At 33.1% G+C, this 26,719-nt stretch carries 23 protein-coding genes and 3 pseudogenes; 23 read left to right on the top strand and 3 right to left on the bottom strand.

Annotated features, from left to right (window positions below; translation table 11 throughout):
- Window positions 1–109 precede the first annotated feature (109 nt).
- The 10 genes and pseudogenes from ACWPW7_RS20640 (at window position 110) to ACWPW7_RS20595 (ending at window position 14,015) form a co-directional block, all read left to right on the top strand.
- Entirely contained in the window at window positions 110–469 is a 360-nt protein-coding gene (locus ACWPW7_RS20640) for a DUF1540 domain-containing protein (RefSeq protein ID WP_454055066.1), read from the top strand.
- A gap of 570 nt (window positions 470–1,039) precedes the next feature.
- Entirely contained in the window at window positions 1,040–2,440 is a 1,401-nt protein-coding gene (rlmD, locus tag ACWPW7_RS20635) for a 23S rRNA (uracil(1939)-C(5))-methyltransferase RlmD (RefSeq protein WP_454055065.1), read from the top strand.
- 271 nt (window positions 2,441–2,711) lie between these two features.
- Window positions 2,712–3,287 carry a restriction endonuclease subunit S gene (locus ACWPW7_RS20630; RefSeq protein ID WP_454055064.1) on the top strand — a complete coding sequence of 192 codons (576 nt, stop codon included), beginning with the start codon at window positions 2,712–2,714 and terminating at the stop codon, window positions 3,285–3,287.
- Window positions 3,284–6,490: a type I restriction endonuclease subunit R gene (locus ACWPW7_RS20625; RefSeq protein WP_454055063.1), complete on the top strand. Its 3,207-nt coding sequence runs from the start codon at window positions 3,284–3,286 to the stop codon at window positions 6,488–6,490. The genes ACWPW7_RS20630 and ACWPW7_RS20625 overlap by 4 nt, the downstream gene beginning before the upstream one ends.
- Before the next feature lie 13 nt (window positions 6,491–6,503).
- Window positions 6,504–7,505: a virulence RhuM family protein gene (locus ACWPW7_RS20620; protein WP_454055062.1), complete on the top strand. Its 1,002-nt coding sequence runs from the start codon at window positions 6,504–6,506 to the stop codon at window positions 7,503–7,505.
- Window positions 7,502–8,761: a restriction endonuclease subunit S gene (locus ACWPW7_RS20615; protein ID WP_454055061.1), complete on the top strand. Its 1,260-nt coding sequence runs from the start codon at window positions 7,502–7,504 to the stop codon at window positions 8,759–8,761. The genes ACWPW7_RS20620 and ACWPW7_RS20615 overlap by 4 nt, the downstream gene beginning before the upstream one ends.
- Before the next feature lie 33 nt (window positions 8,762–8,794).
- Window positions 8,795–10,384: a type I restriction-modification system subunit M gene (locus tag ACWPW7_RS20610; RefSeq protein ID WP_454055060.1), complete on the top strand. Its 1,590-nt coding sequence runs from the start codon at window positions 8,795–8,797 to the stop codon at window positions 10,382–10,384.
- Between the two features lie 165 nt (window positions 10,385–10,549).
- A pseudogene (locus ACWPW7_RS20605) lies at window positions 10,550–10,768 on the top strand (23S rRNA (uracil(1939)-C(5))-methyltransferase RlmD); the annotation flags it as partial.
- Between the two features lie 188 nt (window positions 10,769–10,956).
- Window positions 10,957–12,612 carry a restriction endonuclease gene (locus tag ACWPW7_RS20600; protein ID WP_454055059.1) on the top strand — a complete coding sequence of 552 codons (1,656 nt, stop codon included), beginning with the start codon at window positions 10,957–10,959 and terminating at the stop codon, window positions 12,610–12,612.
- 338 nt (window positions 12,613–12,950) lie between these two features.
- Window positions 12,951–14,015: a hypothetical protein gene (locus tag ACWPW7_RS20595; protein WP_454055058.1), complete on the top strand. Its 1,065-nt coding sequence runs from the start codon at window positions 12,951–12,953 to the stop codon at window positions 14,013–14,015.
- Between the two features lie 893 nt (window positions 14,016–14,908).
- On the opposite strand, the gene ACWPW7_RS20590 is transcribed toward ACWPW7_RS20595, so the two are convergent.
- Window positions 14,909–15,055 carry a hypothetical protein gene (locus ACWPW7_RS20590; protein WP_454055057.1) on the bottom strand — a complete coding sequence of 49 codons (147 nt, stop codon included), beginning with the start codon at window positions 15,053–15,055 and terminating at the stop codon, window positions 14,909–14,911.
- Between the two features lie 88 nt (window positions 15,056–15,143).
- Here ACWPW7_RS20590 and ACWPW7_RS20585 point away from each other — a divergent pair, with 88 nt between their 5' ends.
- The 6 genes from ACWPW7_RS20585 to ACWPW7_RS20560 all read left to right on the top strand — a co-directional run bounded on the left by ACWPW7_RS20585 (window position 15,144) and on the right by ACWPW7_RS20560 (window position 18,277).
- The gene (locus ACWPW7_RS20585; protein ID WP_454055056.1) at window positions 15,144–15,341 is read left to right on the top strand and encodes a helix-turn-helix transcriptional regulator; all 198 of its coding nucleotides are present in this window, start codon (window positions 15,144–15,146) and stop codon (window positions 15,339–15,341) included.
- Window positions 15,341–15,832, top strand: a complete 492-nt coding sequence (locus tag ACWPW7_RS20580; RefSeq protein WP_454055055.1) for a DUF6773 family protein — start codon at window positions 15,341–15,343, stop codon at window positions 15,830–15,832. Before ACWPW7_RS20585 ends, ACWPW7_RS20580 begins: the two co-directional genes overlap by 1 nt.
- Before the next feature lie 57 nt (window positions 15,833–15,889).
- Complete coding sequence (locus ACWPW7_RS20575) at window positions 15,890–16,063, top strand: cysteine-rich KTR domain-containing protein (RefSeq protein ID WP_454055054.1); 174 nt, start codon at window positions 15,890–15,892, stop codon at window positions 16,061–16,063.
- Between the two features lie 68 nt (window positions 16,064–16,131).
- Window positions 16,132–17,439, top strand: coding sequence for an erythromycin esterase family protein (locus ACWPW7_RS20570; protein WP_454055053.1), 1,308 nt, complete (start codon window positions 16,132–16,134; stop codon window positions 17,437–17,439).
- A 58-nt stretch (window positions 17,440–17,497) separates the two neighbouring features.
- The gene (locus tag ACWPW7_RS20565) at window positions 17,498–17,767 is read left to right on the top strand and encodes a hypothetical protein (RefSeq protein ID WP_080619018.1); all 270 of its coding nucleotides are present in this window, start codon (window positions 17,498–17,500) and stop codon (window positions 17,765–17,767) included.
- A 126-nt stretch (window positions 17,768–17,893) separates the two neighbouring features.
- Window positions 17,894–18,277: a recombinase family protein gene (locus ACWPW7_RS20560; RefSeq protein ID WP_454055052.1), complete on the top strand. Its 384-nt coding sequence runs from the start codon at window positions 17,894–17,896 to the stop codon at window positions 18,275–18,277.
- Between the two features lie 24 nt (window positions 18,278–18,301).
- Here ACWPW7_RS20560 and ACWPW7_RS20555 read toward each other — a convergent pair.
- Window positions 18,302–18,487 (bottom strand): annotated as a pseudogene (locus tag ACWPW7_RS20555) (ATP-binding protein); the annotation flags it as partial.
- 148 nt (window positions 18,488–18,635) lie between these two features.
- Window positions 18,636–19,568: a helix-turn-helix transcriptional regulator gene (locus ACWPW7_RS20550; RefSeq protein ID WP_454055051.1), complete on the bottom strand. Its 933-nt coding sequence runs from the start codon at window positions 19,566–19,568 to the stop codon at window positions 18,636–18,638.
- Between the two features lie 138 nt (window positions 19,569–19,706).
- On the opposite strand from ACWPW7_RS20550, the gene ACWPW7_RS20545 reads away from it, so the two are divergent.
- The 7 genes and pseudogenes from ACWPW7_RS20545 to ACWPW7_RS20515 form a co-directional block, all read left to right on the top strand.
- A complete protein-coding gene (locus ACWPW7_RS20545) occupies window positions 19,707–20,561 on the top strand; it encodes an NmrA family NAD(P)-binding protein (RefSeq protein ID WP_454055050.1) in 855 nt (284 codons plus the stop codon).
- A 1,223-nt stretch (window positions 20,562–21,784) separates the two neighbouring features.
- Window positions 21,785–22,792, top strand: a complete 1,008-nt coding sequence (locus tag ACWPW7_RS20540) for a siderophore ABC transporter substrate-binding protein (RefSeq protein WP_454055049.1) — start codon at window positions 21,785–21,787, stop codon at window positions 22,790–22,792.
- Window positions 22,793–22,811: 19 nt separating this feature from the next.
- On the top strand, window positions 22,812–23,825 hold the full coding sequence (locus ACWPW7_RS20535) for an ABC transporter permease (protein WP_454055048.1): 1,014 nt from the start codon (window positions 22,812–22,814) through the stop codon (window positions 23,823–23,825).
- Window positions 23,822–24,886, top strand: coding sequence for an iron chelate uptake ABC transporter family permease subunit (locus ACWPW7_RS20530; RefSeq protein ID WP_454055047.1), 1,065 nt, complete (start codon window positions 23,822–23,824; stop codon window positions 24,884–24,886). The genes ACWPW7_RS20535 and ACWPW7_RS20530 overlap by 4 nt, the downstream gene beginning before the upstream one ends.
- On the top strand, window positions 24,883–25,635 hold the full coding sequence (locus ACWPW7_RS20525) for an iron ABC transporter ATP-binding protein (protein ID WP_454055046.1): 753 nt from the start codon (window positions 24,883–24,885) through the stop codon (window positions 25,633–25,635). The genes ACWPW7_RS20530 and ACWPW7_RS20525 overlap by 4 nt, the downstream gene beginning before the upstream one ends.
- A 503-nt stretch (window positions 25,636–26,138) precedes the next feature.
- The gene (locus ACWPW7_RS20520) at window positions 26,139–26,291 is read left to right on the top strand and encodes a hypothetical protein (protein ID WP_454055045.1); all 153 of its coding nucleotides are present in this window, start codon (window positions 26,139–26,141) and stop codon (window positions 26,289–26,291) included.
- Window positions 26,292–26,411: 120 nt separating this feature from the next.
- Window positions 26,412–26,636, top strand: a pseudogene (locus ACWPW7_RS20515) (23S rRNA (uracil(1939)-C(5))-methyltransferase RlmD); the annotation flags it as partial.
- Window positions 26,637–26,719: the final 83 nt, after the last annotated feature.

Raw genomic sequence — 26,719 nt, 5'->3', positions numbered from 1 at the left:
AATTAAGTGGTAGTAGTTCACGAGAGCCTGGTTATTATATATAGTGAAGCTATTGTAAAGCCTGGTTCTCTATATAAAGGTAGAAGCATGGAAGAATAGGAGTGATATTATGAATGGATCTTTAAGTTGTAGTGCTGAAAACTGTGTACATAATATGTCAGGACTATGTTCAGCTAATACTATTCAAGTATTAGGATCAAATGCTCATAGTACTTCATTAACTCAATGTGGAACCTTTGCTGAAAGAGGATTAAAAAACGCTATTTCAAATGTATTTAATATGAATATACCAGGAGAATTAAGACAGGCGTTTACTAATTCATCTATAGAAATGAGCCCACATATACAATGTGATGCTGTAAGCTGTACATATAATATTGACGAAAAATGTTCAGCTGATTATATACAAATTCATGGACCTGGTGCATTAACCAGTGCAAGAACTCAGTGTCAAACTTTTAAACAGTAAAATCTCAACAGTTCTCCAGTGATAAAGCATAACCTCCTAAAATGACATGTTGCATTACGCAGCATGTCATTTTTAATTAGGCATCTTCAAAAAAATAATAAATCAGTATGTTAGCCTATTTTCTATCATACTGCGTTGTCAGAACCTACACATAGCGCCACTATGAGTAGGTTCTGACGTCTTGTCTGACGTGAGAAATTTAAGAGCTTTGGTTTATTATTTTTATGGTTGAAATTGTTTCTTTCTGTTACAATAAGTAGATGGGCTAGAATCAATATAGATCTATCACTTTTAAACTTAATCTATATCTGAAAATAATTAGCCTTATTAGTATTTGGACTAAAATTCAATTCACAATGCACAATTCACAATTGTGGATATTTCTCAGCATAAGCTGAGAAATTTATAACTGATTAACTGTAGCGGCGAACAGTGTTCGCCATATAATAACTAGCAATCGTATTGCTAACTAAAAATCTATTAAAGAAATTATTTTTATAAAAAATAGCTTCATCTTTAATTGTGAATTTTGCATTGTGAATTGTGAACTGATTAAATAATATTACTTCAATGAAAGGTGATAAGATGGGAAAGTTAAAAGAATATAATACAGCAGTAGAAAAAAATAAAGAATATATACTTCAAATAGAAAGTAATGGACACCAAGGTGAAGGTGTAGGCAAAATAGATAATTTTACTATATTTATAGAAGGAGCACTTAAAGGAGAAGTAGTTAAAATAAAAGTAATTAAAGTTAATAAAAACTATGGAATAGGTAAGCTTTTAGAAGTAATATCTCCTTCAGAGGAAAGAGAGAATCCTATTTGTTCTATTTACAAAAGATGTGGCGGATGCAATCTTCAACATACTAACTATGAAGCTCAGTTAAACTTTAAAACTGAAAGAGTAGAAGAAGTTATAAAAAGAATAGGAAAGCTTGAAAATATTAAAGTACATAAAACTCTAGGTATGAAAAATCCATACAACTATAGAAATAAAGTACAACTTCCTGTAGGAAGAAATAAAGATAGTGAAGTAGTTGTTGGATTCTATGCGTCAAGAAGCCATGACATAATAAACATGAAAAAATGTCATATACAAGATGAAGTAGCAGATAAGGTAGTAGAATTAACTAAAAGATGGATAGAAAAATACAATATAGAAACCTATAATGAAGAAAATCATAGTGGACTTATAAGACATATAATGATTAGAAAAGGTTTTAAAACTGGGGAGATAATGATAGTTGTGGTAACTAATGGGCAAAAGTTACCATATAGTAATGAATTTGTAGAGCTTATGACAGAAAATATAGAGGGAGTAGCTTCTATAATTCAAAATATAAATAAAAATAAAACCAATGTCATATTAGGAGAAAAGTCAAAAACTTTATATGGAAAAGATACTATAACAGATTTTATAAGTGAATTTAAATTTAACATATCTCCACTATCTTTCTTTCAAGTAAACTCAATACAAACAGAAGTATTATATGAAAAAGCTCTAGAATATGCAGACCTTACAGGAGATGAGACAGTCTTCGATGCTTACTGTGGAACAGGAACAATATCCTTATTCCTTTCTCAAAGAGCTAAAAAGGTTTATGGAGTAGAAATAGTATCAGAAGCAATAGAAAATGCAATAGAAAATGCCAAGACAAATAGAGTAACTAATGCAGAGTTCATAGTTGGAGAAGCAGAAAGTGAAATACCAAAACTAATAGACAGCGGCATCAAAGCAGATGTAGTAGTAGTAGACCCACCAAGAAAAGGCTGCGAAGAATCACTACTCCATGCAATAGCTAAAATGTCCCCACAAAAAATAGTCTACGTATCCTGTGACCCAGCAACTCTTGCAAGAGACTTAAAAATTCTAAATGACCTAGACTATAAAGTTTTAGAAGTACAGCCTGTGGATATGTTTCCACAGACAAGTCATGTGGAGTGTGTGGGATTGCTCATACGTAAGTAGGCGTTATCATGCGGATTGTAGTCGATTGCTAGTAATCGTCAGAAGCTTTAATCATCAAATGTTGGTGGTTGGGGTTTCTGGCGATTTTTTGTTATTTGGGGAGTCACTGTGGCTTGGTAGGAGTTAGGTTTAGTGGATATTATTTACATGGAAAAATATATAAAATTGTAATTTCATAAAATTAAAGATTAAAGGTATTGCAAAATATTCTCATTTTTGATATGATTATACTATCAAGGAAAAAGTTAATTTTAGAAAGGCACGATAATTTATGGGTAAATTGAGTGGAATGGTTGAATTTGTCAGTGGCTCGCCTCAATTCAGAATTACTGAAGTGATGGACGAACAAGCGCCATTATATACCTTTTATAGTCAAACAGATTTATCAGATGATTTGGTCGACATTATTTCAAGTGACTCAGACAATAAGCAAGTTAGGACAAAGGACAAAGTGAATACTTTATGTGCAAGGGATGTCGTGTTTAGTTTAATATCGGGAACTGCTTCAATTATAAGAAAAGAACACGAAGGTTACTTATATACGCAAAATTACGTTAAACTAATACCCAATAAAAACGTTGACCCAAGATTTTTAGTTTATCTACTTAATGAAGATAAAAGGATTAAGAAACAATTCATGATGGGGCTGCAAGGTTCGCAAGTTCTAAAATACACGCTTAAACAATTAAAAGAACTTGAGATACCAAAACTACCATCAATAGAAAAACAAAAAATTGTTGGCGATGTTTACTTTAAACAATTGCGATTACAAGCGCTTAGAAATAGAGCTGCGAATCTTGAAACAACTATTCGACTAGCCAAGTTAGAGGAGGAGACTGGAAAATGAATGAGAACCAATTTGAAACTGAACTAATACAATATCTTACTAGTGGAACGATAAATAATTCAGAGATATCCGATGGTTCGGATGATTTCGTGGTGCGGGAAAAATCAGCTAATTATATTGTTAAAACTAAGTTATGGAAGTATGAACCTAGTATCAAAACCACTGATGCACTTTGGGATAATTTCAAAAAAATCCTAGAACAACACAATCAAAACACTCTTGAACATCCTCTAAGTGTGGTTGAATTTAATCAAGTTAAGAAAATTATATCAGATATTCGCACACCCTATGAGGCTGGGCAATTTTTATACGGTTTGAACGGGGTATCGCAAATTGAGATTGACTTAGATGATGGCCGCCATGTGTTCCTAACTGTTTTCGACCAAAAACAAATTGGTGCAGGAGATACGGTTTATCAGGTGGTTAATCAAATCGAACGTCCTGCAGTTATCACTGGGAAAAAAAATCGCCGCTTTGATACAACACTTTTAATTAATGGTTTACCAATTATTCAAATAGAAGAAAAGCGTGATACTCATGACGTGAATGAGGCATTAAATCAAATGCACCAATATATTGATGAAAATCAATATCGTGATATTTTCTCAACTTTGCAGATTTTAGTTGCGATTACACCAAATAATGTAAAATACATGGCTAATACCACATCAGATAAATTTAATAAAGATTTCGCATTTAACTGGCAGCGTAAAAGCGATAACGCCATTGTTCGTAACTGGAAAGAGTTTGCAAATTCAATGCTTAGTATTCCAATGGCACATCAAATGGCGACAAACTACATGATTTTAGATGGAACTAAAAATAAGCAAACACTTAAAGTAATGCGTCCTTATCAAGTGTATGCGACACAAAACGTTATCGAAAATCTGAAAAAAGTTGATTTTGAACTTGGCACTAATAAAGTAGGTTATATCTGGCACACGACTGGTTCAGGTAAGACGATTACAAGTTTCAAAACAGCATGGCTTGCAAGTCGTATGCCGAAAGTTGATAAAGTGGTCTTTGTGGTGGATAGAATAGCTTTAACTAAACAAACAAACGAAAACTATAAAGCATATGACCCTGATGGCGATGTGACAGATGACACTAAAGCAGGAAGCGTTCAAGGCACAAATAGCACCAATGATTTAAGTCGTAAGTTGAAAAGCAAAGACAATAACATCATTGTAACTTCCGTTCAAAAATTAGGAACGTTAGTCAATCGTAAAAACTTTAAAGCTCCTGATAAAAATATCGTCTTTATTGTCGATGAAGCTCATAGAAGCACCGCAAGCGAAAACTTTGAGAAGATTCAAAAGGCATTTAAAAAATCTGCATGGGTTGGCTATACTGGAACACCAATGTTCGATGAAACAACTCAAGGATTACGTACTGAAGATATTTTTGGCCCATTGCTACATGCTTATACCATCCGTGAAGCAATTGCAGACAGAAATGTTTTAGGGTTTAAAGTCGATTTTGAAACAACAATTGATGAAGGTCAAATGAAATCGGAGTACTTGCCGAATTTTTATCGTGAACGTTATCCAAAATGGACAGAAGAAAAAATTCAAGATAAAATCGCTAATCTTTCTCAAGATGATATGGATGATGCAGTTGAACCAAGTTTTTATGATGAAAATCCTGAACACGTGAAGTTAGTTGTAGAAGATATTTTCAAAAATTGGCGTAATCGTTCTAATGAAGGGAAATACAATGCCTTGTTTACGACGCACGTAGGTGGTGGAAAAGCTAGTACCCCTATGGCAATGATGTATTTCAACGAATTTCAACGTGTGAATGTAGAAAATAAAGCAAACGGTGAACAAACTCTGAAAGTCGCTGTTACCTTTAGCCCAAATCCATCAAATAATGATAGTATGCTTGCGACTAATCAAGGTTTATTCGATGCGATTCAAGCCTACAATAAAGAATTTGGTACAAATTTTGGTATGGATGATATCCCTGGTTACACACAAGACGTTACAAGTCGTTTAAACCGCACAGCAACGGATAAGAACTTTTTAGATCTTGTGATTGTAGTTGACCAGCTTTTGACTGGATTTGATGCACCAGAACTTAATACACTTTATGTGGATAGAACTCTGAAAGGTGCAGGCCTTATTCAAGCATATTCAAGAACAAACCGTATTGCTGATATGCAAGAAAAGCCTTGGGGACGTATTGTCAATTATCGTTGGCCAGCTCAAAACGAAAAACTCATGAATAAAGCCTTAGCGATTTATGCCAATAAGGATTCAGCAATTTTATCAGAAGAAGAGCAACGCAATATCAATGAAAAAGACGGCATTATCGCTAAACCATTTGAAGATGTTTTTAACGAAGTGAAGAAGGTAGTCGGACAGTTAAATAACTTAACCAGTGAATTTCAACAATTGCCACCTAGTGAAAAGCAAAAAGAAAAAATGCTTGAATTACTAAGAGATTACAATGCGGGTATGTCTAAACTTAAACAATATGATCCAGAAGAAGTTGATGGAAACAAAATAGGTTTTAACTACGATAACCCTGATGAATTAGTTGAAGCTCTTGGTATGACCAGTGAACAAGAAGTTATGCTTACAACTGTTCTAACAAATGAGTTAAAACAGCATATTGCAAAAGAGAAGAAAATTCCGTTGTATCAAATTGAATTAAAAATGACCCACGTCAAGGAAGTTAAAATAGACTATGACTATTTAACTGAGCTTGTTGAACAATTGTTGAATCAAGTGCATGACAAGCTGTATAAAGAAGCTCAAGAAACGAAAGAAAAAATTGACCAATTTGCCAATGGTCTGGAAGATAGAAATTACGCTACGAAGATTATGAATGCGGCTGCTGCTATTATTAAAGGATATTTTACAGTAGATAAATATCCTGTGAAATTAAGCGATAGTGAGCAAGTTATTCAAGCAGCAAATAATGTCAGTCTTGACCGTCAATTTCAAGATTTTAGAATAAAGTGGGGTATTATTGATATCATAAGTAGCAAAGAAATGCGTGAATTATTTAGCCGTCATAGATATGGCTTGCAAGATTTAGATGATACAGGTCAAATTCGAGACATTATTGCAAAAGCCAGTGTGGATTATAAGACCTTAGCACATGATGAAGAAGTTCAGGCTTTATCTAAAATCAAGTACCGCAATGGCTTGCGTGAAGCTATTTATGAATTAGCCGATGAGTTGGAGGGAAACTAAAAGGGAGGATATGATGAACGAAATACAATTTTTAATGTACGATGCTGATGAAAGGGTTGAAGTTCTTGTTCAAGAAGAAACAATATGGGCAACTCAAAAGACGATTGCTGAGTTGTTTGATGTTGATAGAACGTCAATTTCTCGTCACTTGAAAAATATTTTTGAAACAGACGAATTAGATGAAAAAGTGGTATGTGCAGAAATTGCACATACCACTCAACACGGTGCTATTGAAGGAAAAACGCAGACCAAGCCCGTAAAATATTACAACTTAGATGCGATTATTTCAGTAGGTTATCGTGTCAATTCGCAAAAGGCGACGAAGTTTCGTATTTGGGCAACTGATGTCTTGAAAGAATATATTCAAAAAGGATTTAAGATTGATGTTGAACGTATGAAACAAGGGGAAACAGTCTTTGGGAAAGACTACTTCCGTGAGTTGCTTGAAACCGTTCGTTCTATTCGAGCAAGCGAGCGAAGAATCTGGCAACAAATAACAGATGTGTTTGCAGAAATTTCTTATGACTATGATAAGAATTCCGACATCACGAAAAAGTTCTATGCCACTGTTCAAAATAAATTTCACTATGCAATAACGGGTAAAACAGCTGCAGAGATTATATATGATAGTGCAGATAAGAATAAGGAACATATGGGACTAACTTCATGGAAAAACTCACCAGATGGTCGTATTTTGCAATCTGATGTGGTAGTTGCAAAAAACTATTTATCAGAAAAAGAAATCAAAAGACTTGAAAGAAATGTTTCTTCATATTTTGATTATGTGGAAAGACTTCTTGAAGATGAAAGATTACTAGGGATGGAAGACTTTGCAAGTAGTATTGATGAATTTTTAAAATTCAATCGCTATGAAATTTTAGAAGGACATGGACGTATTTCACACAATACAGCTAAACAAAAGGCAATTGGTGAATATAAAGAATTTAACAAACATCAAAAAATAGTTTCTGATTTTGATAGGGAGATTAAAAGGATACAAGGAGAGCAGAAATGAGTGAAAGTAACATAAATGTACCAAAAATGAGATTTCCTGGATTCGATGACGCTTGGGAACAGCGGAGGTTGAAAGATGTAGCAAATTATATCCGTGGTTCTTTTCCACAACCATATACAAATCCCGAATGGTTTGATGAAGAAAACGGAAAACCTTTTGTTCAAGTAGCTGATATTGGGTATGATTTGAAATTAAATGAAGATACAAGATTTCACATTAGCAATTTAGCAGAAAAACAAAGTAGATTTGTTGAAAAAGGAAAAGTAATAGTAGCTTTACAAGGTAGTATCGAGACAAGCATAGGTAGAACAGCCATTACACAATATGATGCTTATGTAGATAGAACTATTTTAATATTTGAAAGTTATAAAGTTGAGATAGATAAACAGTATTTTGCACAAGTAATTAAAGAATTATTTAGAAAAGAAAAAGAAAAAGCTTGGGGTGCGACAATAAGTACAATTACAAAAGACTACTTAAATGATTTTTTAATTGGTCTACCTAGTTATAAAGAGCAACAAAAAATAGGTGATTTCTTTGCTAGCTTGGACACCCTAATCACCCTTCATCAGCGTAAGTTGAATCACTTGAAAGATGAGAAAAAAGGTTTGCTTCAAAAAATGTTTCCGAAGAATGGTGAAGATTTTCCAGAACTTCGTTTCCCAGGATTTACTGACGCTTGGGAACAACGTAAGCTGGGTGATAACGCTATTATCAAAGGTCGTTTAGGATGGAAAAGTTTAAAACAAAACGAGTACACAGATGAAGGACCAAGCATGATTGCTGGGAAACATATCTCTGACGGGATCATTGATTGGACTAAAGTTGACCATATTCCACAATGGCGTTATGATGAATCACCAGAGATTATGTTAGAAGATGGTGATGTCATTTTCTCAAAAGATGGTTCACTTGGAAATCCAGCACTAATCGATAACTTGAAGGATTTAGCCACAATTAACTCAACTATGATGTTAGTTAGAACTGATGAAACAATAGATTCAAAATTCTTCTATCAAGTGTTGCGTAGTGACCAATTTAAACGTCTTATCTATTTGAAAGTATCAGGAAGTAGTATTCCCCATTTATTCCAAGCAGATATGAATGACTTTCAATTTATTGCTCCAAGTGTTGAAGAACAGAAGAAAATTGGAGAGTTTTTTGAAGAATTAGACCATCTCATCACCCTTCATCAGCATAAGTTGAATCATTTGCAAGAACGTAAAAGAGCATTACTACAACAGATGTTTGTTTAACAATAATTTGAAAAGGGAAAGGAAATCAAAATAATGAGTAATAGCCTACAAACAATAACCAGTAAAATCTGGGCAATGGCCAATGAACTGCGTGGGAATATGGATGCTTCAGAATATAAAAATTATATTTTAGCATTTATGTTTTATCGCTATTTATCAGAACATCAAGAAGAATATTTAGTTGAAAATAATGTTATCGATGTTGCTGATGGGCAATCAGTCAACGATGCATATAAAGAACAAGCAGTAGGAGATGATTTAGCCGATTATTTGGAAGATATTTCATCAAGTTTAGGATATGCAATTGCACCAGAAGATACATGGGAATCTTTGAACAACAAAATTGATAATAGCCAAGTCATTCCTAGTGATTATCAAACGATTTTTGACAACTTTAATAAAAATGCCGAATTGAACAAAGAAGCAGCTAAGGACTTTAGCGGTGTGTTTAATGACATCAATTTAGGAGATTCACGTCTTGGAAGTTCAACAACGGCTCGTGCCAAATCACTTAATAATATTGTGAAGTTAGTGGATGGAATTGAATACAAGGGCGATAACGGTAAAGATATTTTAGGAGAAATATATGAATACTTAATTGGGCAATTTGCCGCAAGTGCTGGTAAAAAAGGTGGGGAATTCTATACACCTCATCAAGTAAGTAAGATTTTGGCTAAAGTTGTCACTAATGGAGTAGAAAAATTAGACGAATTCTTTAGCGTTTATGACCCAACAATGGGTTCTGGTTCGCTGCTACTTACCGTTGGACAAGAATTACCAAATGGCACACCAATGAAATATTTCGGTCAAGAGTTGAACACAACAACATACAACTTAGCACGAATGAACTTAATGATGCACGATGTGTCATTTAACAATATGATGTTAAATAACGCTGATACATTAGAAAGCGATTGGCCAGATGGACCAGATGCAAAAGGAGTTGACCATCCGAGAAGTTTTGATGCGGTAGTTGCAAATCCGCCTTATTCAGCAAAATGGGATAATTCAGAAACTAAGTTAAAAGATCCACGTTTTGGTGAATATGGAAAATTAGCACCAGCTTCAAAAGCAGATTTTGCGTTTATCTTGCACAGTATTTATCATTTGAATAATACTGGAACAATGGCGATTGTGCTTCCTCATGGTGTGTTGTTCCGTGGTGCAGCTGAAGGGCAAATTCGTCAAACGTTGATTGAAAAGAATTATCTTGATACGGTAATTGGTTTACCTGCTAATCTATTCTATGGAACAAGCATTCCAACAACCATTTTAGTGTTCAAGAAAAATCGTAAAACAAAAGACATTTTATTCATCGACGCAAGTAACGACTTTGAAAAAGGTAAGAATCAAAACAACTTGAGCAACGAGAATATAGATAAAATTATCACTACGTTTAAAGAACGAAAAGATGTTGATAAATATGCTCATGTGGCATCACTGGAAGAAATTAAGGAAAATGACTATAACTTGAACATTCCTCGATACGTCGATACCTTTGAAGAAGAAGCGCCGATTGATCTTGAAGAAGTGAATAAACAGCTGCAGCAAGATAATAAAGAAATTGCAGAACTTGAGGCAGCAATTAATGAACAATTGAAGATTTTAGGCGTGCAAATTTAGACTTTACTAGTAGTGGGGAGGTGAAATTTTCACTTTCCCACTCTCAATTTTTACTTGGGAACAGCGAACTTTGGGAGATATGGGTAAAACATTCACTGGTTTGTCTGGTATATAAGGGACGGTTCATAATTATACCTTAAGTAAAGTTAGATTATAGAACTAAACCTACCAAGAAAAGGCTGCGAAGAATCATTACTCCACGCAATAGCAAAAATGTCCCCACAAAAAATAGTCTACGTATCCTGTGACCCAGCAACCCTTGCAAGAGACTTAAAAATTCTAAATGACTTAGGATATAAAACCCTAGAAGTGCAGCCAGTAGATATGTTTCCACAGACAGCTCATGTGGAGTGCGTGGTTCTGATGCAACGAAAAAATAGTTGAATTGTTAAAAAAATAATAGGAGGTGCAGATAGTAATCTGTATACTTAATTAGATGTCAGTGGGTTATTATTTAAATATAATAAGGAGCTTATACACCTGATATGTCATGAAGGTTCAATTCCATACTTACAAAATACGGAGGCAGATTAACTAGGAAGGTATTGTGTTCAGAGATGGAGGAGAAATAAATGAGATTTCCAGATACGACAGGGTTATTATTGACTATTATTGATGGCTTTATAAAAGATGAAACGATTACACTTAAGACAGTTGATAATTATCATAATCCTTTTGGCGATTTTCTGCGGAAAGTTCAAGGGAATAATCACAATTTTATTGAGTTTGAAGATGATTTAAAAGTTCCAAGAATCTATATAATTGCTGGACATAAAGATAAGATAAATTACGTTGAACAAATATGGAGAAACAACATAAAACAAACATTTGATAAAATAATTCAAGGCGAGCAGATATTCAAAAAAATCAAAAATAAAATTTGTAGTGTTGAAAATTATTGTTTAGAATCTTTCTATTGGATATACCTTTCGGAACTGATTACAACAGAATATGTCAATTATCCACTGACATGGAAAGGTGAATATGAAGACACTACTATCTTAGCTTTTTACTGGTCGTCGAATCCTTCTAATAATCCAATAGAAGAAGTGAATCGGATAATTTCTTTTTGGATAAGCCTTGAAAAGCCTATGGTAAAGGGATATCAGTGTCTAACGCAATCTTTTATTTTAAAAAATTTACATGGTCGTAAAGTATTGGCTACAATTCCAGATAATAAAGTCGGTTGGGGGCTAGTACTTGAAGGTGGAGTATATTTACCATTAGCATATGATTTTAAAACTGGAATAAGTAAACTTAATAGTAGCCATATCCATAAATGGACCATAGGTGAGATTGAGGAAATATTGTTAAATCCTTTATATGCCTTTGGATATTATTTTCAGCATATGGATTTGGTTTCTGAATGGTTCTATGTATTCTTATATGTGTTAGGGACAATAGATGAGAGTGAATTACAGAATGTTGATTTTGAATTTTTATATCGACGTTTTTGTAAATATATAAGCAAACATATATGTCCATATATTCATGTTAAAGATACAATTATCGAGATGAACCAGTTTATTCTGGTACTTAAAAGGATTATGGATAACATTAGAAATTACTTAAAAGGAGAAGAAGAGCCTGGTATTTCCAAGAATGTATTGATTATGATGAGAAATCGATATAATTATTTACCAGTTGTTCATCAATTTATCCAAAAAGAATGCGGTATTAAATTTGATCAAATCACTAATACAAATACTTTTGACTATACATATTGGCAAAGACAATTAAACAATTTGGCTAGTATTACTTCCTCATATAAAAAAGGCATATATTTAGAAGAGTTAATACAGTATATGCTTGGTACAGTTCCTGGGCTCAAAGTGACTGATGTAAGAGCTAAAAGAGCAAGAGCTGAAGTGGACATTTTGTGTTGTAATAGGTCGCATGATTCTATACTCTGGAAACTAGGTGCTTTAATATTAATTGAATGTAAGAATAGAAACAAGAAAGTTTCTGTAGCAGATATCCGAAATATTGTACCAACGATGGAAGCAAAAGGAATTCATGCTGCAATTATTGTTAGTAAAGAAGGGTTTTCTTCAGTAGCAAATGAAGAAATTAAATATCAACTATCGGGAGGTAAAATCATTATTCCAATTTCTATGATGGACTTGATGGAAGTGGGATGTCAGAAGAGCGTTTATGATCTGATAAAAGAGAAAATAGAGACTTCGGAAAGTTTATTGATGATAGATGATAGATTATTATATTTCTGATAGAAATGTTTAATAAAAATAAATTTTGCTTTGATTTTTCCTAATTGAATATCGGAAAGTATGAGTTGCCATGTTATAATCAGTACAACGATTTTATAAAAACGGGGCTAGAGTGGCGGAATTATTAAAAATATACCCTGACGTCAAGAGGGTACCAAGCTCGATGGTCATCAGAATTGCAGCAATAAGACATGTTGAAACGGTCATGATGCTGGAGCGAAAATCAAAGTAAAGTAATTCAACGAGTTATGGTGTTTTATGGTAATGTGTGGGTGTGTTTTGAATAGTATTTTTAAAAATAATAAATTTACTAATCCATTTATAATTGGAGGAAAATTATGATACTTTTTCAAACTTATCATCAGGAAGTATATAATCACATTATACATCATTTTTTGGAAATGGAAGTTTTCAATGAAGATACAGATATAGGTGATATGATAGAGATTCTTCTGCCTAAATACTTGTATAGAGAACAGTATTCTAAATGTACGAAAATATTTAAAGAGTTATTACACTGGACAGAGGACTCCTTTTATCATCAGATGGGGGCTTTTCACGAATTACTGTTATATAATTTTATTGATTATATGGCAGAATTGCAAAAACAGTTACCTAAATTTAATCAAATCTATTTTGATGAAAAAGGTCATTTGTTGATTGAACAAGCTAGCCAGATTGATTTTGTTGAGAATGATGAGTGGACTCTCAAAGAGTACAGAGAAATCTTTTATGATATTTTTTCATATCCAGATTCATTGTTTGAAGATACGGATTTTTTGTTTATTGATGCAATATATAATAAAAGAAAAGTTGGAGACACACATATTGAAGAGCTGTTAGGGATTAATATCGATTATTATTTTGAACTATTTCCACTTGACATTCAGGAACAATATAAGACAAAGCATGTTACACTCACTAGTGAAGTTTCTTCAATGTTAAAATATATTAATAACAGAATACAGTATGGAAATTTATATAAACTTTTTTGGGAGAATGATATTCCAGTTAAAGAGGAACGTATACAACTAATTTTAGAAAATATAATGGACGCTTATTTTTATAATCAAGAAGTAGAAATTACCAGAGAGGCTTTATTAGGAAATGGAAAAGTTGATTTTAAGCTATATAAAACTAATCATGAAGAAGAGAAATTACTAATCGAAATAAAAAGAGGAAATAGTTCGTATTTAAAGAAAGGATATGAAAAACAACTAACAGACTATATGCTGTCTACCAATTATAAGAATGCGTTTTATCTTATTGCCTGTTTTACTGATAGTGAGTATGAGCGAAGTGTGAGGTTTATCAGAAATCATGTTTACACAGATAAAATACAACTATACATAAATATTTCAATATTAGATTTGAGAAAACGAAAAACGGCTTCGATTTCTTGAATGAAATATTTTATTTGAGCAACAAAGAAATATATGTTAAGAAAATAATATATAGTCTTAGATGGGGTAAATGCATATTATTGTCATGTAGTATAAAATTTACTTTTTACTGCAGGTGTAAGCAATTGCTTATTATTAAAATAAATATGCTATTCTTATAGGGTTTGTGATCTGTAATGGAGTGAATATCCAGCAATATAGTGTAAGATTGATTTTATATTGGTATTTATATCAAAAAATAGTGTGGCAATTTTATTAGGATGTATTTTATAATAATGTCAATCTAACACCAAGGGGTTACCAGGCTCGACGGTCATCAGAATTGCAGCAACAATGCATGTGAAGAATGTTGTACTTCTTTTCAACAAAAAATCATAAACATATATCAACGTAAAAGCAGTGAACACTGAAAAGATAGATGCAATGCCTTAAAACATTTTTAATTAATTTAATAACCAAATATATAAAAACAAAAAGTTGTTTGCTCTGAGTAGGGTAGACAGCTTTTTTTATATAGGCAAATGTTGATCGTGCTTTAGGGGAGAATATGTCGGATAAAGAAAAGATAGAGGAACAAAGATAATATTTCCTGTGTTTTTTAGCTCCGAAGGGAGCGTAGCCACACAATTTATTGTGTGTTCAATGGGGAGTGGGGATACTCCCCAACAAGCAGATTTGCCAAAATCCCGTAAGGGAATTTCGTGCAAAATCGCAAGGTGTGTACCGCCTTGCTCTGCTTGCCACTTTACTTTGCCATTGATACCTGCAACTAGGAAAAACCTCATTTCGTCAAATAAGTTCAAAAGAAAAACGCTGCAAAACCGTATCGTCTGCAACGCTTCTCAACTGCTATTTGATTGTAGCATGGACATTCACTCGCCTACTGTTTCGATTTACGTAATCTCTTTTGTTGTGGCACTGATTATTCGCAATCCCTTATTGCTTATATCATCAAGCAGACTGTCAAGTTGTCTGCGTTGCGTAGATTTGTCTATTTGTTGATTTGGGAAAAATTGGTCTAATGATATGTCTAAAAGCAATTATAAATTCCTTTATGCAATATATAATTGACATTATGAAATATATAATATACAATTTAATCATCAAGGCAGAAGAAGGAGGAGTTTGGTGAAAAATAAAAAACTCAAAATTGCCAGAATTGAATGCGATATGAGTCAAGAGGACTTAGCAGATATTGTTGGCGTCACACGTCAAACTATTGGTTTGATAGAGTCCGGAAATTATAATCCAACATTGAAACTTTGTATTGTAATATGCAAAGCTCTCAACAAAACATTAAACGACTTATTTTGGGAGGAACCATAATGAAAAGCAAAAAAATCAAAGATGAACGTGTCTTACAGTTAAATAACAAAATTCAAAGTGAAGCCTATCTTATAGTGATATTCCTTGCGGCTGTTTCTGTTTTTATTAAGTCCTATGTGATGGATATGTCGTTCTCACAGTATGCATTTGAGCTTGGTATTATTATTTTATCAATAGCTTACATTGTGGTAAGGAGTATGTTAGTCGGATACGATTTTATGAACAATTCTAAAAGTGGAAAGGTATCAACAGTATCGACTATTTTAATTTCAAGTCTTGCTATAAGCATTATAAACGGAATAAGAAACTATTCTCTATATGGGGATAAGTATACTGGAATATTAGACGGACTCTTTATTTCAGTGTTAGTGGTTACTTTTATCTCTGCAGCTATTTTTAATTCCGTTGTATTCGTTATTCTATACTGTTTCAATATGAAAGGGCAGCAAAGGATTGAAAAGAAGCTCAATGAAGGAGAAAAACAAGATTAATTGTTTGAATCAAGAACTTTTCTTTTATTACAGAAATAAAGAGATTGGAGGAGTGGCATGCAAAAATATAAATGGATTTTATGTCCTGTATGTAAGAATAAAACTCGCCTTAAAATTAGAGAGGACACCAGACTTGAAAATTTCCCATTATACTGTCCTAAATGTAAACAGGAAACCTTAATTTCTGCCCAACAAATGAATATAGCTGTTATCAAAGAGCCAGACGCATAGACGCAGAGCCGATACCTCGTGAGAAACAACTCAATGGTGCCGGTTCTTTATTTTGCTTCTGATCATGTATGATAAAGAAATGGCAAATCAGCAAAAAGAAATATGAAAGGAAATCAATTATGAGTAAGAAATGGATTTTAAGTATTATTATAATGGCAATATTGTGTATGACTCTGCTTATGGGGTGTGGGAATAGAACAAATACAATATCGGCGGATTTATCCGCTTTGCAAACAGATATTAGCACTTTAACTGTATCTGAAAATGTGCAGGTTGTGGGGCTTGGAGAAGCGAGCCATGGTGTAAAAGAATATCATCAGATGAAAGCAGAAGTGTTCAAAGCATTAGTCGCAAACAATGGATGCCGGACATTTATTATTGAAGGTGACTTTGGAGGTGCGTTAAAGGTAGATGACTATATTCATGGGGGGGAGGGAACTGCTGAAGATGCTGCTGGAGAAATTGGTTTTGCGATTTATCGCACACGGGAGATGGCTAATTTAGTGGATTGGATGCGTTCCTATAATGAAAGTGCCCCTAAGGGAAAAGACTTGCATTTTTACGGAATGGATATACAGCGATACGATAATAACAAGGAATATCTGTTTTCTGTGTTAGATATAGCGTCACCTGCCTTAAGTAAAAAATATAAAATGGCATTTTCACAATTAACTGATGAAGCAAGATTGACTTTAAGTAGTGATGTTTTGGATAAGTCCAAAATGGATGCCTTAGGGTTGTTAAAAGAAATGGACGCTGCTGAAACGGATATTGTAACCATTTCTGGACAAACTGCCTTTGATTTTGCAAGGGAAAGTGCAAATACAATCTATCAGTATAGCGAAATACTGTTGAGCAATAACGCCGAGTATAACTCTTTACGGGATAAGTATATGTCTGATAAAGTAAACTGGTTTCTACAGCATGGAGATGACAGTGTACTCTTTATTAGCGGTCATAACGGACATATTGGAAAAACCTCTGTTTCCGGTTATACTTGCTTGGGCGAATTGCTGACGAACGGCATAGGAGAAAACTATTTTGCTATTGGGACAGATGCAGAGAATACAACATTTAATTCACAAGATAACAATGGAAATTTTAGTGTTATGGAAGTTAAAAACCAAAATGCGTTGAATAGTCAGCTTGGCAATATGGAGAGTAACTTTTATTATATTGATTTTTTAAAAGTAGCTGATAATGAAAATTGGCAAGGGATTTTGAAGGGTCAGCAAAAAATTACAACGCTAAATGTAGGAATAGCGGGGTGGCAAAAGCTCTTGAAATCCTTTTATACAACTACCATTGTTCCAAATGACACATTTAACGGAATGATTGTTTTCAAAAAAACCTCTCCTACAACTCTTATTAAATAAATTATATTGACTAAAGTAATTGATAGTTATCGCATAAATAAAACGCCGTTCTGTGGAAATGAACGCCATAACGTTGGACAATGTTTACACTCTGATGATTAACTTTGAAAAAATGTATGATAGAATCAGTGATGAAGGGCGAAAAGTTCTTGTACCTTCTTTAATTAAAGAAATTCAGATATACACCCGTGAAGAAGTAGAAGTGCCACTAAAGTCCATTACCTTTAACTTTCTAGTCTTTAAGTATGGGAGAGAGGTGCAGGAACTTTTGTGGGATAAAGGTAATACGGTGGAGTGTGTAGTTATGTTGCATAAGAAAAACAGTTGAATTTTTTAAGATAAAACCATAAGAATGATCTAAAATTGAGGACATGAAAGTAAAACTTTCATGTCCTCTTTTGATAGAAAAACACAAAGGTTCTTCTATCTTATATAGATGACGGAGAACAACTTTATGAGAAAGATTATGATTATACCACCTAAGCCTCCAGAACATAAAAGGCTGAAAGCTGTAGCATGTTGTTGTATCAGCACATTAGGTTCGGCTCAGAGACTTAACCTTAATTGGCAAATTAAATCATATATAAAGATGATAAGTGAACACCTGAATTGGATTTTCACTGGTGTATTTTTTGATACTGGAAAAAGTGGATTAAGAAGGAATGGAAGAACTGGGTTGGAGAAAATGCCAAAGAAGACAACAAAAGGGAAATTTGATTGTATCATAACAAAATTTATCAGCATGGTATTAAGAGATATTATGGAAATATTAAAGATAGTAAGATATTTAAGAGAAAGGAGGATTAATCCAAGCATTGAAATTTATATTTGTTATTAAAATTGTAATTTTTCTCTCATATTAAATATCAATAAGCTGAAAAAATAATTTAGAATCTTCCTTATCTATTGGTAGATAGCCTAATTCATCTATTATTAAGAGTCTATATTTACTAAAGTGTTTAAGACTTGCATCTAATCGATTTTCTAAATTTGTATGGTTTAACTGCTGCAATAAATCATGACATTTGATAAAATACGTATTATACCTAGGGAGCTTTATTAGAAGGTCGTGCCCAAAGTATGATTATTGATATTAAGTCCCGTATGAGATCTGGGGAAGGTCCTGCCTATGAAAAGTGGCACAGTTTCCTTGATTGTTGTTTTATGTGCTTTTGCAAATGTGATATGTAAACCTGTTATTGATAATGGTTAAGCAATTGTCTCGTCTGCTCTTTAATATAATCAATTACCTCATTTGGCTCTATTACTTTTGTATCTATGCCCAAATGGAAAAAATACTCAGATATAAATGGTATCTCACTTTGATCAACTTCCATATCAACATATCCATTTCCATCTTCAGATGAAATAATGTTGGGCTCAAGCCAAGCTTCACTCCGACATTGTCGCAGCCCTTCCCTTGTCAATTTGACATGAAGTCTGACAGGATTATTTACAACGTGATTGGTTAGCCAACTCTCTAAATTTGTCGTAACATTAAACACTTTTTTTGAATCTTCAAAGGATAGGATTCTGTCAACCCTAAATAACCGTATCGTTTTATGCTCCATATCAAAGGCTGGCATGTACCAAAATCCATTATCCGTATATACTCCAATGGGTTTGACTTCCTTTATCTTATCCTCTGTTTTTGATTGATATTTAATAATTACCACATGATTTTTTATTGATGCTTCAATAATTTCCTTCAAATATGGAGAAGGAACACTTCTTTTCTTGCACCAAACTAATAGTACAGATTCCAAGCGGTCAATTTTGTTTTTTGTATCATCTGGAAGACTTGCGTAAAGTTTTCTTGATACTGAATCGATGTTTATGCTAAAAGGTAATGATTGAAAATAATTCAGTGATCGGAATGCAAAGAATATGGCAAAAGCTTCATCCTCATCAAATAGAATAGGCGGGAGAGTTCTGTTTTTCAGAGTTCGATAGCCACCATTTCGTCCCTGTTCCGTATAAATTGGAATACCCATTTCACCCAACTCAATTAGGTAACGATGAGCTGTTCTGAGCGATACATTAAATTCATAAGCTACATCCTGGGCAGTAAAGCTCCGTTTAGTATTTACATAGATGATTAAATCAAATAGCAATTTGGCTTTTGACATCAGTATCTTCCCTCCATTTTAATAATATAAAAATAAAAAAACATGACAATAACTGACATGTTTTCATTGTATATTGATATTAGTAAGAAATCAATCTTATGATGTAGATTACTTTTATGTGATAGTAGGAGGTAGTATATGAATATTGTTTTAGGAGCTACAGGGCAGATAGGATTTATGTTGGCAAATAACCTTTTTAAGAAGGGTCAACCAGTACGGGCGGTTGTTAGAGATGAGGCTAAGGCCCATGAATTAAAAAAAATAGGAATTGAGGTTTTTGTTGCAGATTATCTCGATAAAGAAGCATTAATAAAGGCTTTTCGTGGTGGAAAAACCGCTTTTCTTTTAACGCCTGAAAGTCCCAACCCTGAAAATTATCTTGATGAAGTCAATCTGATAATTGACAATTATCGTGAGGCCATACAAGCATCTGGCATCAATAAAATAGTTGGCTTATCTTCTATGGGTGCTCAGCATGAATCGGATACAGGGAATCTAGTTGCATCATACCTGTTGGAACACGCATTTTCTGGACTTAATATTGAACAGATTTTTGTTAGACCTGCATATTACTATAGCAACTGGATTGGATATTTGGAATTAATAATGGCAGAAGGTATCTTACCGACTTTTTTTCCACTGGAAATGAAATTGCCAATGATTTCTCCAATTGACGTTGCAGAGTTTTTAGCTGATGTAATGATTCGAGAAACGCCCCAAGAACGAATATACGAAGTCTGTGGCCCTCAGGATTATAGCTCATTGGATATAGTAAGGATATTTGAGAAAGTACTCAATAAGAATGTTACATTACAGCAAATTTTACCTGATGAATGGGAAAGTACGTTAGAGCAAGCAGGTTTCACATCGGACGGAGCAAAGAATTTTATGTTAATGACAAAAGCTGTAATTGATGGGAGGACAAAGGGTGATACTCCTAACCCGGTTCGTCTTCTTATGAATTTCCAAAGGTTTTTAGAGAAAACAGTGTGATGTGTATTAAATTCATTTGTATTTATTTATGAAATAGAGAAATGTTTTGATACAAAAGAAGTGAAAATATGGAACTAAATACTTTAATTGAATTAAATGATTGGGGCAAAGTCTATAAATATGTAAATAACATTAATGTTGATCCAAAGTATTTTGAGATAGTTAGCAAATACAAGTTAGCAGAGTTAAGTTTTTGTATATGAAGCCTGCTTGATGTTGGATTTTGGAATCAGTTGATTTATTATAATAAAAAATCTTTTCCTGTGATTTCTATAGTGCTTGATGAAATTGATATAGGAATTTATCAAGATTAAGATAATATCAATGTAAGCTACGGAGGCAAAATTAATCATTATAGGGTAAAGAGAGAAATAAAAAATGAATTGGCTGAATTTATTAAAGTTCATTAATAAATTGTGGTTTATTGGCTTGAAGCAACCTTATAAATTGCCTCATTAGATTAATTTAAAAGATAAGTACAAGTTAATGTTAATAATTAAGTAAGAAAAAAATGTTATTTCGATGAATCTTGGTATTTGGTATCTATTGATGGCGACGTACTAGTCTATTGCAACACATATAAAAGCGGATGCTCACATAGGGCATCCGCTTTACTAGATATTAAGTAGTTTTCTCAGAGTTTATCATTTCATTATGCCTAATTGCTACAACCTATGGTTGTATTTTTGATTAGGCATTAAATTTTCCTTGCGGAGAAGTTTAGAATAAATTATAGGAATCGAAAAATAAAATATAAATATATGCCACGGGATGGAGAGTGTATGCTAACCATATTTTTGAGATTGAAGCTACCTTATAAATAAATTTCTATTAGGCACCTAATGGTATTGGGTAACGTTTTTACAACTATGAACTCATAGTATAAAAATGATACAATCCAAGAGGCGGAAATGGTCTAATTACATAGATGCAACTTGAAGTTGGCAAAGTGCATATCAAAAGATATACAGGAAGACATTGTGTTTTAACAATATTTGGGTATCAAAGCTATCAAAAATAGTTGACAATATTTCCTGATTTGTTATAATTAACTTAAATATTGAAAATGATAATTAATATCAATGGATTTGTATTCTCTCTGTGCACTATAGTGAAATAAAAATAATTATTATTTAAATTATATATAAAAATATAACGTAGATATTAATTTTATCAATTCAATAATTTGCTTATTTATAAAATTTACATATAAGGAGAAATGTATGAGAAAATTTAAAATTTTTAAATTAACTGCTATTATGGCGATTTGTGCTTTAATGTTGACAGCTTGCACAAATTCAAACAATGAAGCTGGTGGCCCTGAAACTAATGAGCCTGTTGAATCAACGGTTGAAATCACTGATGTTCATGGAACTGTTACTGTTCCTGTAAATCCAAAGAATGTAGTTGCTTTGGATAATAGAACTTTTGAAACTTTAGCTGATTGGGGAATTGAATTAGCAGCTGTTCCAAAGAGTGTAATGCCTGCGGATTCACCATATGTAAAAGATGAGTCAGTTAAAGATATTGGAAATCATCGTGAACCAAATCTTGAAATTATAGCGGCTGTAGACCCTGAACTTGTAATTATTGGCCAAAGATTTGCTGGTTTTTATGAAGAAATAAAAAAAATAGTGCCAAATGCAGCTGTTATTGACCTTAATTTTGATGTTTCTGAGGCAGCTGATAAACCTGGAGAAAACTTAGTAAATGGACTTAAGAATTCTACAATTGCTTTGGGACAAATTTTTGATAAAAATAAAGAGGCTGAACAATTGGTAGCTGATTTTGGTCAAGCTATCAAAGATGCTAAGTCTGCATATAATGGAACTGATACAGTTATGAGTATTGTAGTTTCTGGTGGAGATATTGGTTTTTCAGCTCCTCATTCTGGACGTGTTTGGGGACCAATGTATGAAATTTTTGGATGGGTTCCAGCATTAGAGGTTGGCAATGCTTCTTCTGATCATCAAGGTGATGATATTTCTGTTGAAGCTATTGCACAAAGTAACCCTAATTGGATTTTCGTACTAGATCGTGATGCTGCAATATCTTCTACAACTGATGCAGTTCCTGCTCAGGATGTTATCGATAAATCACCTGCTCTTCAAAAAACAACTGCTGTTTCTGAAGGAAAGATCGTTTATGCACCAGACGATACTTACACAAATGAATCAATACAAACTTATCTAGAGTTATTTAAAAAATTTGCAAATACTTTAGCTAAGTAGCATAAAGGAGTATAATATAGTGCAGAAAAATACAATACAAAAAATGTATGGGGCTGAGAACTCTCAGCCCCAAGATTATAATCACAATAAAATATGGACAAAACCTTTTATATTAGCAATTACAGTTGTTATTATCCTAGGTATTATATCACTGTTTACTGGAGTTTATGATATATTAGGACAAGAGGATGGAATGAGTATGTTTTTCATAACTCGTGTTCCAAGAACAGTTTCACTAATGCTTACTGGAGCTGCAATGTCAATGTCAGGACTGGTAATGCAACTTATTACACAGAATCGTTTAGTTGAATCTACCACAACAGGAACTATTGAATGGGCAGGTTTGGGGCTTGTTTTTGTCTATTTATTATTTCCTGCACCAACTTTAGTTCAACGAATGACTGGTGCAATCATTTTTTCTTTTATAGGAACTATGATTTTCTTTTTGTTCTTAAGAAAAATTAAACTTCGTTCGTCTTTAATTGTCCCCATTGTTGGGATGATGCTTGGAGCAGTTATTTCTGCAATTTCAACTTTTATTGGACTTGTTTTTCAAATGACGCAAAATATTGAAAATTGGTTTGTAGGTTCTTTTGCATCGGTTCAAATTGGAAGATATGAATATTTATGGTTAATTGTTATAATTACTGTTCTTATTTTTATCTATGCTGATAGATTGACTTTAGCTGGACTAGGGGAAGATGTTACAACAAGTCTTGGAGTAAATTATAATAGGATAGTTCTTTTGGGGACTGGTCTTATTTCTTTTGCAGTTGGAATTGTTGCGGCTGTTATTGGAAACTTACCTTTTTTAGGTTTAATTGTACCAAATATTGTTTCAATGTATAGAGGTGATGATCTTAGGAGTAATTTGCCTTGGGTATGTGTGCTGGGAATGGGTACGATAACTGTTTGTGACATAATTTCTCGAACAATTATAATGCCTTTTGAAGTACCTGTCTCTTTGATACTTGGAACAGTGGGATCAGTGGTATTTATTGTTATTTTATTGAGAAAAAGGAGGCTAAGATGAGTGAATTAGAATATCCTAATAATGAAAACGTCGAAATCGTCTCTAGCCTTCATAATGAAAATAGATCAGCTAGAGCTTTTCGTTCTAAGAAAGAAGAAAAACGTTATTGGATTTTGCTGATAACGCTGATTGCTTTGGGCGCTCTTTCTTCCTATGGACTTTTGGTTTATAACAATCCAGTTCCAATAAATTCCCCTTCTTTTATCCCAGTTGTTAGAAGAAGGATGGTAGCTCTTGTTGCAATGATTATTTCTGCAGTTTGCCAGAGTTTGTCAACCGTTGCGTTTCAATCCACCACGAATAATAGGGTTATAACTCCTTCACTTTTAGGTTTTGAAGCACTTTACTCAACAATTCATACTAGTACAATATTTTTCTTTGGTGCTAGTACATTTATAAATTTTAGTGGTGTTGGATCATTTATATTTCAAGTTGTTGTTATGGTATTGATGTGTTTGATACTTTATGGATGGTTGCTTTCTGGAAAGTATGGAAATTTACAACTTATGCTTTTGGTTGGAGTTATTATTGGAACTGGGCTCAAGTCTTTGTCATCTTTTATGAGAAGACTTCTTGCGCCGTCTGAGTTTGATATTTTACAGGCAAGATTGTTTGGGTCTGTCAATAATGCTGATTCTCAATATTTCTTTATTGCAATTCCAATTGTAATAATTGCAGCATTACTTATTCTTGCTTATTCTAAGAAGTTAAATGTATTGTCACTTGGAAAGGATGTCTGTGCTTCTTTGGGAGTTAATCATCAATTTAGTGTAATTTATACTCTTGTATTAGTTTCTGTTTTGATGTCAATTTCCACGGCTTTGGTTGGACCACTCACTTTCTATGGATTTTTAGTTGCAACTTTGAGTTATCAAGTGGTGCCAACTTATGATCATAGATATATTTTTCCAATGGCTCTTGCTATAGGATTTTTGATACTAACTGGTGCATATTTTTTTATGTATCATGTATTCGCTGCCCAAGGTGTAGTTTCAGTTATTATCGAAATGTTTGGTGGCATAACATTTTTGATTGTGATTTTAAGGAAGGGGACTTTATGATAAAGATTGATAATGTTAAAAAGGTGTATAGTGATGAGGTAAAAATAGGACCTTTGAATATTAAAATACCAAAGGCTGGTCTTACTTCTTTAATTGGACCAAATGGTGCTGGAAAGTCTACGACACTTTTGATGATTGGAAGACTTTTAGATATGGATGAAGGTCAAATCAAGGTGGCAAATATGGATGTTTCTGAATCTAAATCAGAAGACTTAGCAAAAATTTTGACTATTCTAAGGCAAGAAAATCATTTTGTAACCAGGCTTACTGTTAGACAATTAGCTGGATTTGGACGTTTTCCTTATTCAAAGGGAAGATTAACGAAAGAGGATGAAACTATTATTTCTAAATATATCGATTTTTTAGGCTTGACTGATTTAGAAAATAGATATTTAGATGAGCTTTCTGGTGGTCAAAGGCAAAGAGCATATGTAGCAATGGTTTTGTGCCAAGAGACTGAATATGTACTTTTGGACGAGCCGCTGAACAATCTTGATGTTGCTCGTTCTGTTCAAATGATGGAGCATTTGAGGCATGCTGCTAATGAATTTGGAAGAACGATTCTGACTGTTATGCATGATATAAATTTTGCGGCCAAATATTCTGATAGAATTTGTGCTATGAAAAATGGACAAATTGCCGCTTTTGGAACAGCAGAAGAGGTTATGGATCCAGAAGTTTTGACGGATATTTTTGAAACAAAAATAGAAATTATTGATGGTCCTCATGGGCCAGTAGCGATTTATTAGTAATAAAATTAAATAAAAAAAGAGAGGCATCTCAGCAATACGTTGACTCTCTTCGTGACGATCATAATAATAGCTGGAAGAAGAGATGATTTTAATAAATTGACATATACAATTGCTAGGGAAAAGAAAAATAAGATGATATAACAATTTTATATTATGACAATTTATACGATTTTTCTAATTTACCCATTGGCAAGGTTACTTATTAGAAGTATATTTTAAAAAGTAAAGAAATAGTCTCATTTTAAAGATCTTGAAGATTTTTAATTAAATATTGAAGAGTATTGTATGTCCCTCAGACTTTAGGTTTGAGGGAGTTTTTGGTTAAGATGGGTGAACTTTTATGCAAGACTAAAGATGTTTGTATAATTAGATTTATTTGCATTGGAGTTTATGTGGTGTCTTAAGATCATTAAAAGCCTTCGATAAAAAAATAATTCTATTTTTGATCCTACCATAATTGAAGACTTTATAATTTATATACATATATATTAGAGAAAGGTATGACTAAAATAGCCCATTTTTCAAGACTTCTCGATATATTTACAGTAAACAAATATCACGAAGTTTTTAACGAAAAAGAACATAAAAATATTTATGAGATGTGCAGAAATGCTAATATTAGCTGTGTAGCTTGTAAAAAACTTTTAGTATGATTTAAGTCTTCTTAAAGCTTCTGATTACTGAAATTATATCAGCAATACTGCTTATATTTTCCTCTGCATATAAGGGACGGTTCATAATTATATCTTAAGTAAATTTAGATTATAGAACTAAACCCACCAAGAAAAGGCTGCGAAGAATCACTACTTAAAGCTATAGCTAAAATGTCATCACAAAAAATAATCTACGTATCCTGTGACCCAGCAACCCTTACAAGAGATTTAAAAATTCTAAATGATTTAGATTATAAAACTTTAGAAGTACAACCAGTAGACATGTTTCCGCAAACGGCGCACGTGGAGACAGTAGTAGGAATACGTCGCAAAGATACCTTATAATCATTGAATTTACTCACTTTACGAGCTTTTTTAATTTTAACACAAAAGGTGATGATTTTAGAAATAAAGAGCAAGTTAAGGGT

It is taken from the genome of Clostridium sp. Marseille-Q7071 (assembly GCF_965112025.1).
This window is presented reverse-complemented; position numbering and strand designations above follow the sequence as displayed.

Bases quoted from the DNA above. Each gene is read 5' to 3' on its own strand.
- ACWPW7_RS20620 (WP_454055062.1), top strand. From the start codon at position 6,504: ATGAACGAAATACAATTTTTAATGTACGATGCTGATGAAAGGGTTGAA.
- ACWPW7_RS20525 (WP_454055046.1), top strand. From the start codon at position 24,883: ATGATAAAGATTGATAATGTTAAAAAGGTGTATAGTGATGAGGTAAAA.
- ACWPW7_RS20600 (WP_454055059.1), top strand. From the start codon at position 10,957: ATGAGATTTCCAGATACGACAGGGTTATTATTGACTATTATTGATGGC.
- ACWPW7_RS20595 (WP_454055058.1), top strand. From the start codon at position 12,951: ATGATACTTTTTCAAACTTATCATCAGGAAGTATATAATCACATTATA.
- ACWPW7_RS20630 (WP_454055064.1), top strand. From the start codon at position 2,712: ATGGGTAAATTGAGTGGAATGGTTGAATTTGTCAGTGGCTCGCCTCAA.
- rlmD (WP_454055065.1), top strand. From the start codon at position 1,040: ATGAAAGGTGATAAGATGGGAAAGTTAAAAGAATATAATACAGCAGTA.
- ACWPW7_RS20610 (WP_454055060.1), top strand. From the start codon at position 8,795: ATGAGTAATAGCCTACAAACAATAACCAGTAAAATCTGGGCAATGGCC.
- ACWPW7_RS20565 (WP_080619018.1), top strand. From the start codon at position 17,498: ATGAACGCCATAACGTTGGACAATGTTTACACTCTGATGATTAACTTT.
- ACWPW7_RS20560 (WP_454055052.1), top strand. From the start codon at position 17,894: ATGAGAAAGATTATGATTATACCACCTAAGCCTCCAGAACATAAAAGG.
- ACWPW7_RS20575 (WP_454055054.1), top strand. From the start codon at position 15,890: ATGCAAAAATATAAATGGATTTTATGTCCTGTATGTAAGAATAAAACT.
- ACWPW7_RS20580 (WP_454055055.1), top strand. From the start codon at position 15,341: ATGAAAAGCAAAAAAATCAAAGATGAACGTGTCTTACAGTTAAATAAC.
- ACWPW7_RS20540 (WP_454055049.1), top strand. From the start codon at position 21,785: ATGAGAAAATTTAAAATTTTTAAATTAACTGCTATTATGGCGATTTGT.
- ACWPW7_RS20625 (WP_454055063.1), top strand. From the start codon at position 3,284: ATGAATGAGAACCAATTTGAAACTGAACTAATACAATATCTTACTAGT.
- ACWPW7_RS20550 (WP_454055051.1), bottom strand. From the start codon at position 19,568: ATGTCAAAAGCCAAATTGCTATTTGATTTAATCATCTATGTAAATACT.
- ACWPW7_RS20520 (WP_454055045.1), top strand. From the start codon at position 26,139: ATGACTAAAATAGCCCATTTTTCAAGACTTCTCGATATATTTACAGTA.
- ACWPW7_RS20530 (WP_454055047.1), top strand. From the start codon at position 23,822: ATGAGTGAATTAGAATATCCTAATAATGAAAACGTCGAAATCGTCTCT.
- ACWPW7_RS20570 (WP_454055053.1), top strand. From the start codon at position 16,132: ATGATAAAGAAATGGCAAATCAGCAAAAAGAAATATGAAAGGAAATCA.
- ACWPW7_RS20545 (WP_454055050.1), top strand. From the start codon at position 19,707: ATGAATATTGTTTTAGGAGCTACAGGGCAGATAGGATTTATGTTGGCA.
- ACWPW7_RS20615 (WP_454055061.1), top strand. From the start codon at position 7,502: ATGAGTGAAAGTAACATAAATGTACCAAAAATGAGATTTCCTGGATTC.
- ACWPW7_RS20640 (WP_454055066.1), top strand. From the start codon at position 110: ATGAATGGATCTTTAAGTTGTAGTGCTGAAAACTGTGTACATAATATG.